Origin of the sequence: Roseobacter sp. N2S (genome assembly GCF_031454055.1) — a bacterium.
GTDB lineage: Bacteria > Pseudomonadota > Alphaproteobacteria > Rhodobacterales > Rhodobacteraceae > Amylibacter.
This window is the reverse complement of record NZ_JAVDQB010000004.1, coordinates 327,213-343,180: the sequence shown is the minus strand read 5'-3', so window position 1 is coordinate 343,180 and position 15,968 is coordinate 327,213. Positions and strand designations below refer to the sequence as shown.

The 15,968-nt window shown below is 54.6% G+C and carries 13 protein-coding genes and 1 pseudogene; 12 read left to right on the top strand and 2 right to left on the bottom strand.

Going from position 1 to position 15,968, the window contains the following annotated elements; translation table 11 throughout:
* Positions 1-3: 3 nt before the first annotated feature.
* Together GGE09_RS12730 and GGE09_RS12725 are read right to left on the bottom strand one after the other, a co-directional pair.
* Positions 4-1,212, bottom strand: a complete 1,209-nt coding sequence (locus GGE09_RS12730; protein WP_309746512.1) for a hypothetical protein — start codon at positions 1,210-1,212, stop codon at positions 4-6.
* A 108-nt stretch (positions 1,213-1,320) separates the two neighbouring features.
* On the bottom strand, positions 1,321-2,151 hold the full coding sequence (locus GGE09_RS12725) for a M15 family metallopeptidase (RefSeq protein ID WP_309746511.1): 831 nt from the start codon (positions 2,149-2,151) through the stop codon (positions 1,321-1,323).
* Positions 2,152-2,446: 295 nt separating this feature from the next.
* Between GGE09_RS12725 and tssA the strand changes: the two genes are divergently transcribed.
* The 12 genes and pseudogenes from tssA to tssB (GGE09_RS12665) form a co-directional block, all read left to right on the top strand.
* Positions 2,447-3,496 (top strand): type VI secretion system protein TssA, encoded by a 1,050-nt coding sequence (gene tssA, locus GGE09_RS12720; RefSeq protein WP_309746510.1) that lies wholly within the window; start codon positions 2,447-2,449, stop codon positions 3,494-3,496.
* Positions 3,497-3,570: 74 nt separating this feature from the next.
* On the top strand, positions 3,571-4,080 hold the full coding sequence (gene tssB / locus GGE09_RS12715) for a type VI secretion system contractile sheath small subunit (RefSeq protein WP_309746509.1): 510 nt from the start codon (positions 3,571-3,573) through the stop codon (positions 4,078-4,080).
* A 2-nt stretch (positions 4,081-4,082) separates the two neighbouring features.
* A complete protein-coding gene (tssC, locus tag GGE09_RS12710; RefSeq protein ID WP_309746508.1) occupies positions 4,083-5,576 on the top strand; it encodes a type VI secretion system contractile sheath large subunit in 1,494 nt (497 codons plus the stop codon).
* A gap of 85 nt (positions 5,577-5,661) precedes the next feature.
* Complete coding sequence (locus GGE09_RS12705; protein ID WP_309746507.1) at positions 5,662-6,177, top strand: type VI secretion system tube protein Hcp; 516 nt, start codon at positions 5,662-5,664, stop codon at positions 6,175-6,177.
* Positions 6,178-6,298: 121 nt separating this feature from the next.
* A complete protein-coding gene (locus GGE09_RS12700) occupies positions 6,299-7,114 on the top strand; it encodes a type VI secretion system accessory protein TagJ (protein WP_309746506.1) in 816 nt (271 codons plus the stop codon).
* On the top strand, positions 7,101-7,607 hold the full coding sequence (gene tssE / locus GGE09_RS12695) for a type VI secretion system baseplate subunit TssE (RefSeq protein ID WP_309746505.1): 507 nt from the start codon (positions 7,101-7,103) through the stop codon (positions 7,605-7,607). Before GGE09_RS12700 ends, tssE begins: the two co-directional genes overlap by 14 nt.
* Before the next feature lie 5 nt (positions 7,608-7,612).
* On the top strand, positions 7,613-9,487 hold the full coding sequence (gene tssF / locus GGE09_RS12690) for a type VI secretion system baseplate subunit TssF (RefSeq protein ID WP_309746504.1): 1,875 nt from the start codon (positions 7,613-7,615) through the stop codon (positions 9,485-9,487).
* On the top strand, positions 9,451-10,479 hold the full coding sequence (gene tssG, locus GGE09_RS12685) for a type VI secretion system baseplate subunit TssG (protein ID WP_309746503.1): 1,029 nt from the start codon (positions 9,451-9,453) through the stop codon (positions 10,477-10,479). Before tssF ends, tssG begins: the two co-directional genes overlap by 37 nt.
* 44 nt (positions 10,480-10,523) lie before the next feature.
* Positions 10,524-13,235, top strand: coding sequence for a type VI secretion system ATPase TssH (tssH, locus tag GGE09_RS12680; protein WP_309746502.1), 2,712 nt, complete (start codon positions 10,524-10,526; stop codon positions 13,233-13,235).
* Between the two features lie 31 nt (positions 13,236-13,266).
* Positions 13,267-14,502 carry a hypothetical protein gene (locus tag GGE09_RS12675; protein ID WP_309746501.1) on the top strand — a complete coding sequence of 412 codons (1,236 nt, stop codon included), beginning with the start codon at positions 13,267-13,269 and terminating at the stop codon, positions 14,500-14,502.
* Between the two features lie 105 nt (positions 14,503-14,607).
* On the top strand, positions 14,608-15,465 hold the full coding sequence (locus tag GGE09_RS12670) for an ion transporter (RefSeq protein WP_309746500.1): 858 nt from the start codon (positions 14,608-14,610) through the stop codon (positions 15,463-15,465).
* Positions 15,458-15,931, top strand: a pseudogene (tssB, locus tag GGE09_RS12665) (type VI secretion system contractile sheath small subunit); the annotation flags it as partial. The gene GGE09_RS12670 and the pseudogene tssB (GGE09_RS12665), both read left to right, overlap by 8 nt.
* Positions 15,932-15,968 lie beyond the last annotated feature (37 nt).

Genomic DNA, 15,968 nt, shown 5'->3' with positions numbered 1-15,968 from the left:
CCTCTAAAACTCGTACCCGAAGTTAATATTCAACCCTTCCACACCGCGATTGGCGCGGGTGTAGGTCAGGCCGATCCGCACACTGTCCCATGTCACCCCGTTCTTGGACCCGATGGTGCCAAGAGACAGGGACACATCGGTCCATTCATCAATATAGGTCGGGGTGCCGCCCACCACGGTATGCACCACGGAAAACTGCCAGTTGGTTGGCAGCCCGTATAGTTGATGCTGAAAGGGGCCCGACAACTCGATCCCGTTTTTGTTAATTGTGTTGCTAAGTCCGTAGCTTGTGCCGCTGGAATTCAGCGATTTGGAATAGGTCAGCCCGTTGCCGAACACCAATCCGTAGCCGTTCTTCAAATCCAGCCGATAATTTGACATCAAAGAGGCGTTGGCCAGCACCGCAGTTATCCCAGAATTGCCATCGCGCACGGCACCGACGCGCAGTTCGGGGGTTAGGGACCAATTTTCAGTAACAGGCATGCGCAAGCCGACGCCAACAGAACCGGACACATAGTCTTGCCCGTTGATTGTGGTGAAATTCAGCGGCGCGTTGATTTTCACGGCCCAGCGCGGATCATCCAGCGCGAAAGCATAGCTCAACGGCAGAGAGGTCACATTGGCCGAAAACCCAGGTCCGGAATAGCGTCCTGTTTGCAGGGAAATCCCCAGATGGTTGTAGCTGGCTGTGCCCCGCGCGCGGTCGCCGCCCGTCAATGGCGATGGCCCCACGTCAGTGCCATTGCTAAAGCTGGCACTGACCATTTGCGACATCAGGGACGCAGGGTTACCTGCGACCGGATCAGAAGGCGTGTTGGCGACCTTCAACTTCAGGGCTTCGGTGTCTTTGGCGTAGCGGTCACGCAGGAAGGCCATCAACTCAGCCTCGCTTGCGGTGCGATCCCCTGCGTTGAACCGTGCAATCAGCGCACCCGTGTCATCGCGCAAGGCAACGCCAGTGTTGTCGGTGCGATACCGCAGGGTCAAAGTCTCGCTTGGGACAGCAAAGGTAAAAGTTGCTTTGGAGGTTTCTGTATAGCCGGTGTTAATGGTTTGATAGGTGGAGGTGCCCAGCGCGTTGATTGCCTCATCCACCGTATTAAAATTGGTGGTCACAACGTTTGCGCCCTGCGCCTGTGCAACAGACACAGCGGAAAACGTCCCGGCGAAGGTTAGAAAAACCGCAGTAATCGACTTTAGACACAGAGACATCTGTCAAGTTCCACTAAATTAAATTGATCCGCAATTATGGTTAGATAACTATGCGGCTAAACACAAAGGAAGGCAAGATTAGCTGCCGAATTCCCGATTTTTTAACGACTATTTCGCGCGGATCAGGCCTTGGCGCAGCCATTGATTGATTTTCTCTTTAGAAACCTGAAAATGCATGCTGTCCTCGCGCCCGAAACTTGCGCCCCAGTACCAGCCCTCTTTGTTAAAGAAATCCGCCAGCAGGATCAGACCCAACTGGGTTTTCCCATCCCCAAGCGTGTCCAGTTTTCCGTCGATGTTCAGATCAACCGACAGCCCATAAGCATGGGTCGAAACCGAACCGGGGCGGCCCCGAATATGACGCACACACAGCGAGCCAGCGGTGTTGATCCGTTCGTATAATTCAGGTTCAAAAATCTTAACGTTACGAAACACCTGACGTAGGGACAGGATTGCGGGTTCGATCATCGTAACACGGATCGGGCCGACATTTTCGGTTTTCACCAAGTCCTTCAGCAGCGGGTTAGTCATGGACTGACATTCCTCGCTAAGATCGGGGCGGGGCAGGCCGAACAGGTCGATCAGATACGATGATCCCGAATTGGACAGGGCTTTGTTCACATCCCGACGATCCGCAATCAGAACCACTTGGGCGAAACTGTCTGCCAGTGTGTCGGTGGTATCTTCGGTCGGATCGGCAAAGGATTGCACCACGGGTTCTGCGACGCCTGATTCCTCTAGCAGGGTCACGCGGGATGCCAAAGCGTTCAGGTCAATGGTCAAATCTTTGGATTTTTGCGCCTGAATCGCCAGTTGCGCTTCAAGTTCGGCGATTTTTGGCCCGTCGCCGTTTTGTGACAGGCTTTGGGCAAAGTACCAGCCGACAGGGGCGGTCAGTATGGCAATAACCAGTAACGCGATAACGAGCGCCCATTTCATTTGGTATTCCTTGATTTGTAATGCGAAAGCCACGGCCTGTAATATACTGTCTTATATAAGGCGTGATAGGGGTTGCCAAGTTGCGAAGGGCGGAAGCGTTGGTATTGTTTGGAAATGCTTTGAAAGTGTCGTGAAAATCACTCTTTTTAGGATTAATTCTTGCGCGGTTCCCTAAAGGCATCTACGGTTTTTATGAGATTACCAAGTACCAAAAAAGCTAAGTTTTCCTTATTATTTTGGCCCCGTTACAGGGCTTACCGGATAGGCACTAGGTACTATTATAAAGGTGAATTACGTGAGTTTAGATTTGGAAAAATTGCTGGCAGGCTTTGGCGAGGAGGAGCCCTCGGGCCCTGATCTGGAGTATGACGCGCAGTTCTCGGATCTGACGATTGCAGCGACAGCCAAGGGTGAACAGCAGGTCGGCAACAAGGTGATCCTAGCCGAAGACGCAGACTTTGCCGAAATGCTAAAACTAGGGGAAGCCCTGCTTGAAAAGACTATGGACCTGCGGGTTGCTGTCTATCTGGCCGAGGCCAGTCTGAACCGCACCGGTTTTCCCGGGTTTTCCTATGTGCTGGAATATATCAAACAGGCGCTGCGCGATTACTGGGATACGGTACATCCCCAATTGGACGCGGATGACGACAATGACCCGACAGAGCGGGTGAACGCGCTGGTGGGGCTGGTGGATGACGCCACGGTCCTGCGTCAGTTGCGCCGCGCGCCGCTTAGTGACAGTAAGATGATGGGGCGGTTTTCATTGCGCCATGTCTCGGTTGCAAAAGGGGAAATCGTTGCGCCGTCAGATATGGAAAGCCCGCCAGATATGTCGGCTGTTTCTGCGGCCTTTAAGGATACCCCCGAAGAGCAGATGTCTGACATCCGGCTGAGTATTCAAAGCGCGTTGGACAACGTCAAGGAAATCGACGGGATTCTGTCAGAAAACGTCCCGGGGCAGGGACCGGATTTCAGCCCGTTGCAAACTTTGTTGACTACGGGTCTGGCAGTGATCGCCGAATGTCTGGGGGGGGCTGCCCCCGCCGCAATTGGCGGTGATGTAGGGAATCAAAGCGGGGGCGAGGCAGCTACAACCGGTGGCGGGCCCGTTGGCGGAGGCGGTGCTGTTGGGGGGATCAATTCCACCAATGACGTGCACCGCGCCATTGACCTGATGCTGGAATATTACGCCCGCAACGAACCCTCTAGCCCGGTGCCGATCTTTTTGCGCCGTGCCAAAAGGCTGGTGTCAGCAGATTTCATGACCATCATGAAAGACATGGCCTCTACCGGAATTGAAGAAGTGGCATCCATTGGTGGGCTGTCACCAGAAGAATATGAATAACCCTTTAACCCACGACTGAAACCAGATGCCGGTTAAAGCGGCACCCATTTTGAAAAACAGAGGAGACGGCTCTCATGGCAGACAGCCAGAAATTTATCGCCCGCAATCGGGCGCCCCGCGTTCAGATCGAATATGATGTAGAGGTGTATGGCGCGGAAAAGAAAGTGCAATTGCCGTTTGTGATGGGCGTTATGGCCGATCTGTCCGGCAAATCCGAAGAGCCGCTTGCGGCTGTGGCGGATCGCAAGTTTCTGGAAATCGACGTTGATAACTTTGACGACCGGATGAAAAGCATGAAACCACGCGCTGCCTTTACGGTGCCAAACACGCTGACCGGCGAAGGCAATATGGCGGTGGATATCACATTCGAAAGCATGGATGATTTCAGCCCTGCGGCGATTGCCAGCAAGGTTGAGCCACTCAAAAAGCTGCTGGATGCGCGCACGCAACTGTCAAATCTGATGACCTATATGGACGGGAAAACCGGCGCCGAAGACCTGATGGCGAAAATCATTCAGGATCCGGCCTTGTTGAAAGCCCTAAGTGCAGCGCCCAAACAAACCGATGACGCAGGGGAGGAATAAAGATGGCTGAAGCAGAAGCACAAGTCGAAGGCCAAGCTGGCAGTACGGTTTTTGCGAATGATGAATTCGCATCCCTGTTGCAAAAGGAATTCCGCCCGAAATCCGACACGGCCAAAACAGCCGTCGAAGAAGCGGTAAAAACCCTTGCAGAACAGGCGCTGGCCAATACGGGGCTGATTTCAGATGATGCGCTGCGCTCTATTGAGGCGATCATCGCAGCGCTTGATAAAACGCTGACCGCACAGGTCAACGAAATCCTGCACAACGACGAATTCCAAAAGCTGGAAAGCAGCTGGCGCGGTCTGCATTATTTGGTGAACAACACCGAAACAGACGAGATGCTGAAAATTCGCGTCATGAACGTGTCCAAGAAAGACCTTGGCAAAACGCTGAAGAAATTCAAAGGCGCGGCTTGGGATCAATCCCCGATCTTCAAGAAGCTCTATGAAGAAGAATACGGCCAGTTCGGTGGCGAACCCTATGGCTGTTTGATCGGCGACTATCACTTTGATCACTCGCCACCAGACGTACAATTGCTGGCAGAAATGGCCAAAGTTGCCGCCGCCAGCCACGCGCCTTTCATCACCGGGGCAGAGCCGTCGTTGATGCAGATGGACAGCTGGGGCGAACTGGCCAATCCACGGGATTTGACCAAAATCTTCTCAACACCGGAATATGCCGCGTGGCGCTCTTTGCGTGAAAGCGAAGACAGCCAATATCTGGCGCTGGCCATGCCCCGGTTCCTGGGCCGTCATCCTTATGGCGAAAAAACCGATCCGGTTGAAGAATTCGCCTTTGAAGAAGACACAGCAGGGGCGGATAGCGGGAAATATTCATGGGTCAACGCGGCCTACGGGATGGCAACCAACGTCACCCGCTCGTTCAAGGCCCATGGCTGGTGTACCCGTATTCGCGGGATTGAAAGCGGTGGCGCTGTTGAAGGCCTGCCAACGCATACATTCCCATCCGATGACGGCGGCGTTGATATGAAATGCCCCACCGAAATCGCAATTTCAGATCGTCGTGAATCAGAGCTGGCCAAAAACGGCCTTATGCCGCTGATCCACCGCAAAAACAGCGATATGGCGGCCTTTATTGGCGCCCAATCCCTGCATAAACCGGCGGAATATGACGATCCAGACGCAACTGCGAACGCCAATCTTGGCGCGCGTTTGCCATACCTATTTTCGACCTGCCGTTTCGCCCATTACCTGAAGTGTATTGTGCGCGATAAAGTCGGGTCGTTCAAAGAACGGGAAGAAATGCAGCATTGGTTGCAAAAGTGGATCAACAACTACGTTGATATGACACCTGATATTTCGTCTGAGGCAGTGAAGGCAGAACGTCCTTTGGCCGCAGCCGAGGTTGTGGTGGAAGAGGTCGAGGGCAACCCCGGCTATTACACTTCGAAATTTTTCTTGCGGCCCCATTACCAGTTGGAAGGGCTTTCTGTGTCCTTGCGACTGGTGTCAAAACTGCCGTCGGAAAAAGGCTAGCACCAGTGAATTTAGACTAAGGGCGCAGGCCCGAGGGGCCTGTGTTTAATTTTAAAATTCTATCTTGTCTTAGGAGGACATCAAAATGATTGACGCATATGCATGGTTTGTCGGCGGAAACCCACAGCCTAAAGGTGAAACCAACGATAAAACCGCAAAAGAGAAAGACGGTTTTGACGTCATCGACTTTTCGTTCGGTGTTGAAAACCAGGTGAACGTGGGTTCGTCTTCGGGCGGTCTGGGGTCCGGTCGGGTTCAACTGGACCGTATGGAATTCACCAAAAACACCGACACAGCCACAACAGACATGGTTCTGGCGGCGTGTACCGGTGCCCATATTGACGAATTTCACCTGTCCATCCGTAAGGGCGGTGCAGACGCCAAAAAATCCGGCGGCGAATTCGTTCATGTTCAAATGAACAATGTGGTGATCGAAAGCGTGAAATGGGCTGGTTCTGACGGGGATGAAACCTTCAAAGACAGTGTGGTTCTGGCCTTTGCCTCGATTAAAATCGACTACAAGAAGCAGGACTTCAAAGGCGCGCTTACCGATGGTGGCACCGTTCAATGGAGCCAGACTCAAAACGAAGCTGTGCTTTAATTTACTTCAAAAAAGGTCCGGCATCCTTTCGGGGGTGTCGGTCCTCTGCTGTTTACGGGGACGGGTCGTTTTTCTTGTTGTCCGTTAGACCCAGCACCCAACCACAATTGGATTTTATATTATGAGCGACGCGGTAGAACACCTGAAAGCGGGCAATCTGGATGAGGCCTATACCGCGCTGACAGCCAGTATTCGCAAGAACCCAGCCGACAGTAAGTTGCGGGTGTTTCTGTTCCAGATGCTGTGTATTCGCGGCGAATGGGACCGCGCGTTAACGCAGCTTAAAGTCTGCGGTGAAATGGCCCCTGACACGATGACCATGGTGCAATCCTACCGCGAGGCGATCGCCTGCGAAATGGTACGCGAAAAGGTTTTTGCAGGGGAAACTGCGCCGCTGGTGTTCGGAGAACCTGCCCAGTGGGTCGCCCTGATGATCCAAGCCCTTGGCCCCTTGGCCAAAGGCGATACTGCCCAAGCGGCTGCGCTGCGGGACGAGGCTTTCGCCGCCGCCCCCAGTCAAAGCGGCGAAGCCGACGGCAAGCCCTTTGAGTGGATTGCCGACGCGGACATGCGCCTTGGTCCCATGTTGGAACTGATCATGAACGGACGCTATTTCTGGGCGCCGTTTTCCAACATCAAACGGATGACCTTTGACGAGCCCAGCGATCTGCGTGACAAAGTCTGGACCCCCGTTGAAATCACTTGGGCCAATGGCGGCGATGTAGTGGGCTTTATCCCCACGCGCTACCCCGGGTCTGCCAAAAGCGGGCGGCCCGGCATCATGATGGCGCAAGAAACCGATTGGGTTGATGCGGGCGGGGAAACCTTTGTCGGCTTGGGACAACGTCTGTTTGCCACCAATGACGACGATCTGCCCTTGATGGATCTGCGCAGCATTTCCTTGAACCCCGCAGGAGCCAGCGATGGCGCGCGCTGAACTTTCAGACCGCGAGCGCCTGCAGCCGTCATTGCTGGATCGTTTGACGGATAAGAACCCGACTGATGTGAAAGACAGCGCCGCGGAACGCTACATCGACGTGCGTCGTTTGCGCGACATCATCCTGCGTGATCTGGGCTGGTTGCTGAACACCGCCAACAACGAGGCGATCATCGACCCTGATCTATACCCACATGCGTCCAAATCCACGCTGAATTTCGGTGTCAGCGATATCGCAGGCCGCAAGATTTTGCAGACAAATGCAAAGACGCTGGAAGCCTCGGTCAAAGAGGCGATTTATGCTTTGGAGCCGCGTATTATTCCAGGAACGCTCGAAGTGACCGCCGCCAAGAGCAAAACCAAATCCACCGACAGTCAGATCACCTTGGATATTCGCGGCGAGCTGTGGGCCACGCCCGTGCCGCTGGAATTGTATCTGCGCACCCGCCTTGACGTGGCGGATGGTGATCTGGTGATAGACAAGGTGATGTAGCGGCCATGGATACCCGACTTTTAAAACACTATGAAACCGAACTGGCCTTTGTGCGCGAAATGGGGGCTGAATTTTCACAAGCCTACCCCAAAATCGCCGCCCGTCTGGGCATGGACGGGATCGAAATCAACGATCCTTATGTGGAACGGCTGGTGGAAAGTTTCGCCTTCCTGACATCGCGTATCCAGCTCGAACTGGATATGCGTTATCCCCAGTTCACCCAGCATTTGCTGGAAATCATCTATCCCCATTACCTGTCGCCCGTGCCTGCCATGTTCATTGCGCAATATGTGCCGGAACCGGGGCTGGCGGATAAGTTCACCCTGAAACGGGGCACAAAAATGCGTGCGCCGTTGCGTGAAGGCGACCAGACCGCCTGTGAATTTCGCACCGCCCATGAAGTGGATCTGTGGCCGCTGAAAATCAGCGAAGTGCAGTATTTTGGCAGTCGCGGCGAAGTGGTTGCGGCTGGTTTTGGCGATGGAAATTCGGCGCGCGCGGCCATCCGGTTACGCCTGAAAGCCCCCTCGGGGACCAAGCTGAAAAACCTTGGGTTAGAGCATTTGGACCTGCATCTGCCGGGGCAGGATCGCACGCCCTGGACGCTATATGAACATCTGATGAGCGATAGCATCGGTGTCATGGGGCGTTCGGTCAACCGTCGGGACGACTGGATGGTTGCGCCGCGCAAGGCCAAGGTTGACTCAATGGGGTTCGCCCCCGAAGAGGCGCTGTTGCCTTTCCCGGGCCAGTCCTTTGACGGATATCGCCTGTTGCAAGAATATTTCTCGTTGCCGCAGCGGTTTTTCTTTGCCCGTCTTGCGGGTCTGTCCGAAATTTTGGCCAAATGCGAAGACAATGAAATTGACCTCCATATTTTGCTCAAAGTCTCCCGCACCGAATTCCAGCAAACCCTGACGGCTGAAAATTTCGCGCTGTTTTGCACACCTGCGATCAACTTGCTGGAAATGCGCTGTGACCGTGTGCATGTGCAGCGCAAGGACAGCGATCATTTTGTGGTGGTGGATCGCACCGCGCCGATGGATTTTGAAATTCACACCATCCTTGATGTGGACGGGATCACCAGCGACGAAAGTGATGACATTGATTTCAGGCCGTTTTACAGCGCGGATGACTATACGGCTGCGGGGGAAAACCACGAAGCCTATTACGCCGTGCGCCGTCGGTTCCGCCAGCGGTCGGAAAACCAGAAGCTGAAAGGCACCCGCACCTCTTATCTGGGAACGGATGTGTTTCTCAGCCTCGTGGATCGCTCGGAAGCACCTTATCCGGGCAATCTGGAACAGCTTGCAGTGCGCGCACTTTGCACAAACCGCGACCTGCCGATGCTGCTGCAAACTGGCGGGACTGGCGCGGATTTTGAAATGACCGACGGGGGGCCGGTGGATGCGATCAAAGCGATTTCGCCGATTTCGCACCCCAAAGCCTCGCCTGCTGTGGATGGCAGTGCGGCGTGGCGTCTGATCAGCCATCTTAGCCTGAATTACCTGTCAATGGATGACGCGGATCGCGGCTCGGCTGCGGCGGCGGTGCGCGAATTGCTGGGCATCTACACCCCCAAAGGCGATCGCAATCTGGCCAAACAGTTAGAAGGTATCGCGGGCATGGAATCCCGTCCCATTGTGCGGCGTATGGCGGATGAAGTCCTGTCCACCGCCGTGCGCGGGCTAGAGGTGAAAGTCACCTTTGATGAAAGCTATTTTGAAGGCACTGGCGTTTATCTTTTGGGCGCGGTGCTGGAACAATTTTTTGCAAAATATGTGTCGCTGAACAGTTTCACCGAAACTGTCATTCACGGCACAGAAAGAGGAGAGATCGCCCGATGGAGCCCGAAGAGCGGGAGGCGTCGGATGATCTGAGCCGCCTTGCGGCCCTGTCCGACGACCCCAGAAGTTTCAATTTCTTTCAGGCCCTGCGCCTGATCGAGGCCAGCTATCACAGCGCGCCCCGTCTTGGCACGTCCAAACGGCCCCGCCACGATAAGGTGCGGCTGAAGCAAAAGGTCGATATGGCCTTTGCGCCCTCAACGGTGGAAAATTTTAAAGAGGTGGGCAAAGGCGGCGGGCCGGCGGAACTGTCCAGCTATCTGTTTGGTATGTTTGGTCCGAACGGCCCGCTGCCGCTGCACATCACCGAATATGCGCGGGAACGGGAACATAACGCGCGGGATCACACTTTTGCGGCCTTTGCGGATATGTTCCACCACCGCCTGATCAGCCTGTTTTACCGCGCATGGGCCAGTGCCGAACCTGCGGCCAGCTTTGACCGCGCCGATGACGACCCGTTTGCCAATCGCATTGCCGCGCTGACGGGTCTGATGGGCGATGCCTATGCAGATCGCGACGCCATGCCCGATCTGGCGAAGCTGCGGTTTTCAGGGCGTCTGTCCAACCGTGCCAAGAACGAAGAAGGTCTGCTGGCAATGATCTCGGTGTTCTTTCGTGTGCCGGTGACAATCGAAAGTTTTGTGGGCTCTTGGCTGGAACTTGAACCCGGCGACCAGTGGCAATTGGGCGTCGAAAGCGCGGCAGGCGGGCTGGGGCTGGGCACGTCACTTGGCAATCGTGTCTGGTCGCGCCAAGCCAAGTTCCGCATCCGTATCGGCCCGCTGGATCTGGAAGAATACAAACGCCTGCTGCCCGGCGGCATCAGCCTGTATCGGCTGGCGGCTGTGGTGCGCAATTACCTTGGCGAGTTGCTGGATTGGGATGTGAATCTGGTGCTGGCCGCAGGGCAAGCCCCCCCGCTTAAGCTGGGCGAGCAAGGCGAATTGGGCTGGACAACTTGGGTCGGAGAACCACCCCAAGATCGCCCATTAGATGATTTATATGTAACTGTTTCAAGAAGATAACGTTCGCGGGCATTTAAGACCCGCATCAGGGAAGGATTGGAATTATGTCAGAGATCAGCCGCGTTGCCCTTTTCGGCAAGCTAAACAAACTTGGGTATCAGGGCATCGAAAGTGCCACTATTTTTTGTAAAATGCGGGGCAATCCTTATGTAGAACTGGTTCATTGGATGCATCAGATTTTACAGGGCCAAGACAGCGATTTGCATCGGATAATCCAGCATTACAAACTGGAACCTTCCAAAGTCGCCAAGGATATGACAGCCGCGCTGGATGCTTTGCCGCGCGGCGCGTCTTCGATTTCTGATCTGTCTGAACATCTGGAAAACGCGGTGGAACGGGCGTGGGTTTATGCATCTTTGGCGCAGCGTTCTGCACAGGTACGCACGGGGCATCTGATCCTTGGCATGGTGAAAACGGGTTCCCTGCGCAGCGTTCTCAATGGCATGAGCGAAGAATTCAAAAAGATCAAACCTGACGACCTGATGGATAGCTTTGACGAGGTGGTCGATGGATCGCCCGAAGAAGGGTTAAGCCCGCAAGACGGCTCTGGCATCGGCGCCGGGGCAGGTGCTGTCCCGGGCGAGGCATCGGGCGCGATGTCTCCTGCCAACATGGGCAAAGAGGAAGCGCTACAGCAATATTGCAAGGATTTAACCGCGCAGGCTTTATCACGGGAGATCGACCAGATCGTCGGGCGCGACGAGGAAATCCGCCAGTTGATCGACATTCTGATGCGTCGCCGCCAGAACAATCCGATCCTGACGGGCGAGGCTGGCGTTGGCAAAACCGCCGTGGTTGAGGGGTTCGCGCTGCGCATTGCCAAGGGTGATGTGCCGCCCATGTTGCAAGGCGCGCGGTTGTTGGAACTGGATGTGGCGGCGCTACAGGCTGGGGCCAGCATGAAGGGCGAATTTGAAAACCGTCTGAAACAAGTGATCGAGGAAGTCCAATCCAGCACCACCCCGATCATCATGTTCATCGACGAAACCCACACACTGGTGGGCGCTGGCGGGGCGGCGGGCACGGGGGATGCGGCGAACCTGTTGAAACCTGCGTTGGCACGGGGCGAATTGCGCACAATTGGCGCGACCACTTGGGCGGAATACAAAAAACACATCGAAAAAGACCCCGCACTGACCCGCCGCTTTCAGGTTGTGAAAGTGGATGAACCCAGTCTTGATAAGGCGGTTCTGATGATGCGTGGCATTGTTGGAATGTTGGAAAAACACCATAATGTCCAAGTGTTAGACGAAGCAATTGAAGCGGCTGTGCATCTGTCTGCACGCTATATTCCCGCCCGCCAACTGCCGGATAAATCGGTCAGCTTGATTGATACCGCCTGTGCGCGGGTCGGTATTTCGCAACACGCCACACCAGCGCAGGTTGAAGACAGCCAAAAGCGGATTGCGGCGCTGGAAACCGAACTTGGCATCATCGGTCGGGAAAAATCCGCGGGCTATGATGTAGGAGACCGTGAAGAGGCTGCACAGGAAAAACTGGAGGCTGAAACGGAACGGCTGGAGGGTTTAACGGAGCGTTGGCAGAGCGAAAAAGCCATTGTGGATGATATCCTGTCGATCCGCGCCAAATTGCGCGGCGATGGCGGCGCTGTAGACGGTGAAGATGCATCCGAGGTGCCAGAGGGCAGCGAAATGTCTGAGGAAGACCGCGCCGCCTTGCTGGCCGATCTGAAAACCAAAGACGCTGAATTGTTGCAGGTTCAGGGGGAAAACCCGCTGATCCTGCCGATCGTGGATGAACAAGCGGTGGCCAGCGTTGTGGGCGACTGGACAGGAATTCCTGTGGGCCGCATGGTTAAGGATGAAATCAACACGGTTCTGAACCTTGCGGATGCGCTGAAAAAGCGGGTGATCGGGCAGGATCACGCCATGGAAATGATCGCGAAACGGGTGCAAACCGCTCGGGCGGGGCTGGACAACCCCAGCAAGCCCATCGGTGTGTTCATGCTTGCAGGCACCAGCGGCGTGGGCAAAACCGAAACCGCCATTGCCATCGCCGAAACCCTGTACGGGGGCGAGGCGAATATGATCACCATCAACATGTCCGAGTTTCAAGAGAGCCACACGGTTTCAACGCTGAAAGGTGCGCCTCCGGGCTATGTGGGGTATGGCGAGGGCGGTATCCTGACCGAAGCCGTGCGGCGTAAACCTTATTCTGTGGTGCTACTAGACGAGGTGGAAAAGGCCCACTCGGACGTGCACGAAATCTTTTTCCAAGTGTTTGATAAAGGCGTGATGGAAGACGGCGAGGGCCGGATGATCGACTTTAAGAATACGCTGATCCTGCTGACATCCAACGCGGGCAGCGATCTGATCATGGATATGTGCAAAGACCCGGATCTGATGCCTGAACCGGATGGCATCGCCAAGGCGTTGCGAGAGCCACTGCTGAAAGTGTTTCCGGCCGCGCTGTTGGGGCGGATCGTTACTATTCCCTATTTCCCGCTCAGCCCGGAAATGATCGGCGAAATTACCAAACTGCAATTGCAACGTGTGGTAAAACGGGTTCAGCAAAGCCATGGCGTGCCGTTCACCTATGACGACAAAGTGGTCGATCTGATCGTATCGCGCTGTCAGGAAGTGGAAAGCGGCGGGCGTATGATTGATGCGGTTTTGACCAACAATCTGCTGCCTGCAGTCTCGGGTGAATTCTTGCGTAAGATGATGGCAGGCGAAGATGTTAAAAGTGTGAATGTCAGCACAGACGGTGACGAATTTACGTATGTATTTGGGTAGCATGACTTAATTTCTTAACGGGAGAAACATAATGGCCAAAACAACAACACGCAAAGAGAAGTTTTATGTGGTCGACCTGATCCGTGATCGGTCTGGACTGAAATATATTGAGATTCCGAAATCCCGTGTGGATGTGGAAATCGAAATCACTACCAAAGGGACGCTGAAGACCCCGAAAGAGGCTCCGACTGCGGTTTTTGACCGTCTTGAAAAGGTCGGGCGGGCGGAATTTGATCGCTATGAGAAAATTATTACCGAAGAGGCTGCCAAGCTGGACGCTAAAATCGGCGTTCTAATGCAGCAGCCCTCGGGCAAGGGGCAAAAACAGGCCATAGAGCTGACCAAAACCGCCAACACCATGATCAAGCAAGCCATTGCCGGGGCGCAGGGCGCGGCGGATAAGGCAATTGCAGATGCGCTGAAAAAGGAAGGCCAGCGCGATAGTTTGCTGAAAGAGGCGCGGATCAAAACGGGCTTTAAGGTGACCATGGGCGTGGTCAAGATCGGCGGCTCTGTTGCCAAACTGGTCGCGACTTCGGGGGCGGATGTGACGTCTTACAAAACCATTGTCACCGAACTTTACGGCTTGGGCAAAGAGTTGCAGCAGCAGCTTAAAAACGAGGCCAAACTGCGTAAGGATTTGCTGGGCGGCGTCAAGGCGATGCTGGATGAACGGGGCACGGCAATTGATCAGGCGATCAAGCGCAGCGGTCTTACCGACACCAGCGGCATTGATGTGAAAAACCCCAAACAGGCGCTGGCCACTTTGATGGGCAAGCTGAAATCTACCTCGGCCGAAGTTCTGGGGGATAAATCGCCCAAAGAAGTTCTGGGCACAGTGATGAAATACGTCCAGGCCAAGATCAAATCCAAAATGGCGGATGTGGAAAAAGCCCGCCAAGCCTATCGCAATCACAACACCAAAACACGCCATAAAACTGACAGTCTGTCAGGCAGTGCGGATAAGTTGAGCAAGGCCATGAAGGCTGCCAAGAACCTGAAAGAGGGTGTGGCCATCGGGGCCAAGATGATGGGTGTAAAGCGCAAAGTCTCGGTTTTGGCGGCTAAACTGGAAGAGCGTGAAAAGTTTCTTGATGATATGCAGGACATCATGAAGTCGGGTGGTTTGGAGATCGACGACAAGACCACGTTGCAAAAGCTTAAGGCGCTGGATCCATCCACAATCCTGAGCGAGGGCCAAGACCTTTGGGACGCAATTAAAGAAGTCAAAGGCCTGGTTGATAATGTGGTGGAAGCTGCCAGCTAAAATTAAGATCGCGCCGTGTTGAGCGGCGCGATCTGTTAAATAACACGCGCGCCTTCAATATCACCCCTATGTAATGACACGACCAAAGTAATAACGGACGAACCAATGACAAATGCAGCAGAACCTGATGGGGTGCATGCTCCGGTGGGCCACCGCCGGAAGCTGATCGCGTGGATTGAAACGCCTTTGGTGCGCAATACGATTTTGCTGGTCATTATCCTGAATGCCATCACGCTGGGTCTGGCCACGTCGGATCGGATTGTCCAGGCGGCAGGCGGTGCGCTGGCGCTGTTTGACGATCTTGTTGTGATCATTTTTGTGGTTGAAATGGTGCTGAAACTTTATGCCTACGGGTTTCGGTTTTTCCTTTCGGCGTGGAATATCTTTGATCTGGGGATCGTGACCATTTCGCTTATCCCTGCAACTGACAGCCTGCGGGTGCTGCGCGGGTTGCGGGTGATCCGCGCCATGCGGGTGTTGTCTGCGGTGCCCCAGATGCGCGATGTGATCAAGGCGCTGTTGGATGCAATGCCGGGCATGGGCGCGGTGGTGATCCTGCTGTCCATTGTGTTTTACATATTCTCCGTGATGGCGACCATGCTATACGGCGCGACTTTTCCCCAATGGTTCGGGTCGGTGGGGGCCTCGCTCTATTCGCTGTTCCAGATCATGACGCTGGAAAGCTGGTCCATGGGAATCGTGCGCCCCGTGATGGAGGTTCACCCCTACGCTTGGGCGTTCTTCGTACCCTTCATCATCTGCACGGCCTTTGCGGTTTTGAACCTGTTCATCGGTTTGTTGGTCAACACCATGCAGGCCGCCGTGGAAGAGGAACAAGACGCCGAGTTGGAACGCATCATGGGTGTCGTATCCGAGGGTAACGCGCGGGTTCAGGAACAACTGGCAGACTTACAAAAACAACTGGCCGAGATAAGCGCCAATCAGGAGAGCCGGAATGGCTGACAGTCAGAAATTCATCGCCCGAAACCGTGCTCCGCGTGTTCAGATTGAATATGACGTCGAAGTTTACGGCGCTGAGAAAAAAATCCAGCTACCCTTTGTTATGGGCGTGATGGCTGATCTGTCAGGCGCGTCTGTTGTGGAACAGGGCAGTGTCGAGGATCGCAAGTTTCTGGAAATCGACGTTGATAACTTTGACAGCCGCATGAAGGCGATGAAACCCCGCGCGGCCTTTGCTGTGCCCAATACTTTGACAGGCGAAGGCAACCTGTCTGTTGATCTGACATTCGAGCGGATGGAAGATTTTTCCCCGGCGGCGATTGCCAGCAAGGTGGAGCCGCTGAAAAAGCTGTTGGATGCGCGCACGCAGCTTTCCAATCTGATGACCTATATGGATGGCAAAACCGGGGCCGAGGATATGATCCTGTCCCTGTTACAAAACCCGAACACTTTTCGTGCCTTACTGGCGGGGGACGCGGTAGAGGGTGGCTCGCCTGAGGTGGACG

Bases quoted from the DNA above. Each gene is read 5' to 3' on its own strand.
- GGE09_RS12700 (WP_309746506.1), top strand. From the start codon at position 6,299: ATGAGCGACGCGGTAGAACACCTGAAAGCGGGCAATCTGGATGAGGCC.
- GGE09_RS12670 (WP_309746500.1), top strand. From the start codon at position 14,608: ATGACAAATGCAGCAGAACCTGATGGGGTGCATGCTCCGGTGGGCCAC.
- GGE09_RS12705 (WP_309746507.1), top strand. From the start codon at position 5,662: ATGATTGACGCATATGCATGGTTTGTCGGCGGAAACCCACAGCCTAAA.
- tssE (WP_309746505.1), top strand. From the start codon at position 7,101: ATGGCGCGCGCTGAACTTTCAGACCGCGAGCGCCTGCAGCCGTCATTG.
- tssC (WP_309746508.1), top strand. From the start codon at position 4,083: ATGGCTGAAGCAGAAGCACAAGTCGAAGGCCAAGCTGGCAGTACGGTT.
- tssF (WP_309746504.1), top strand. From the start codon at position 7,613: ATGGATACCCGACTTTTAAAACACTATGAAACCGAACTGGCCTTTGTG.
- tssB (WP_309746509.1), top strand. From the start codon at position 3,571: ATGGCAGACAGCCAGAAATTTATCGCCCGCAATCGGGCGCCCCGCGTT.
- GGE09_RS12725 (WP_309746511.1), bottom strand. From the start codon at position 2,151: ATGAAATGGGCGCTCGTTATCGCGTTACTGGTTATTGCCATACTGACC.
- tssG (WP_309746503.1), top strand. From the start codon at position 9,451: ATGGAGCCCGAAGAGCGGGAGGCGTCGGATGATCTGAGCCGCCTTGCG.
- GGE09_RS12675 (WP_309746501.1), top strand. From the start codon at position 13,267: ATGGCCAAAACAACAACACGCAAAGAGAAGTTTTATGTGGTCGACCTG.
- tssH (WP_309746502.1), top strand. From the start codon at position 10,524: ATGTCAGAGATCAGCCGCGTTGCCCTTTTCGGCAAGCTAAACAAACTT.
- GGE09_RS12730 (WP_309746512.1), bottom strand. From the start codon at position 1,212: ATGTCTCTGTGTCTAAAGTCGATTACTGCGGTTTTTCTAACCTTCGCC.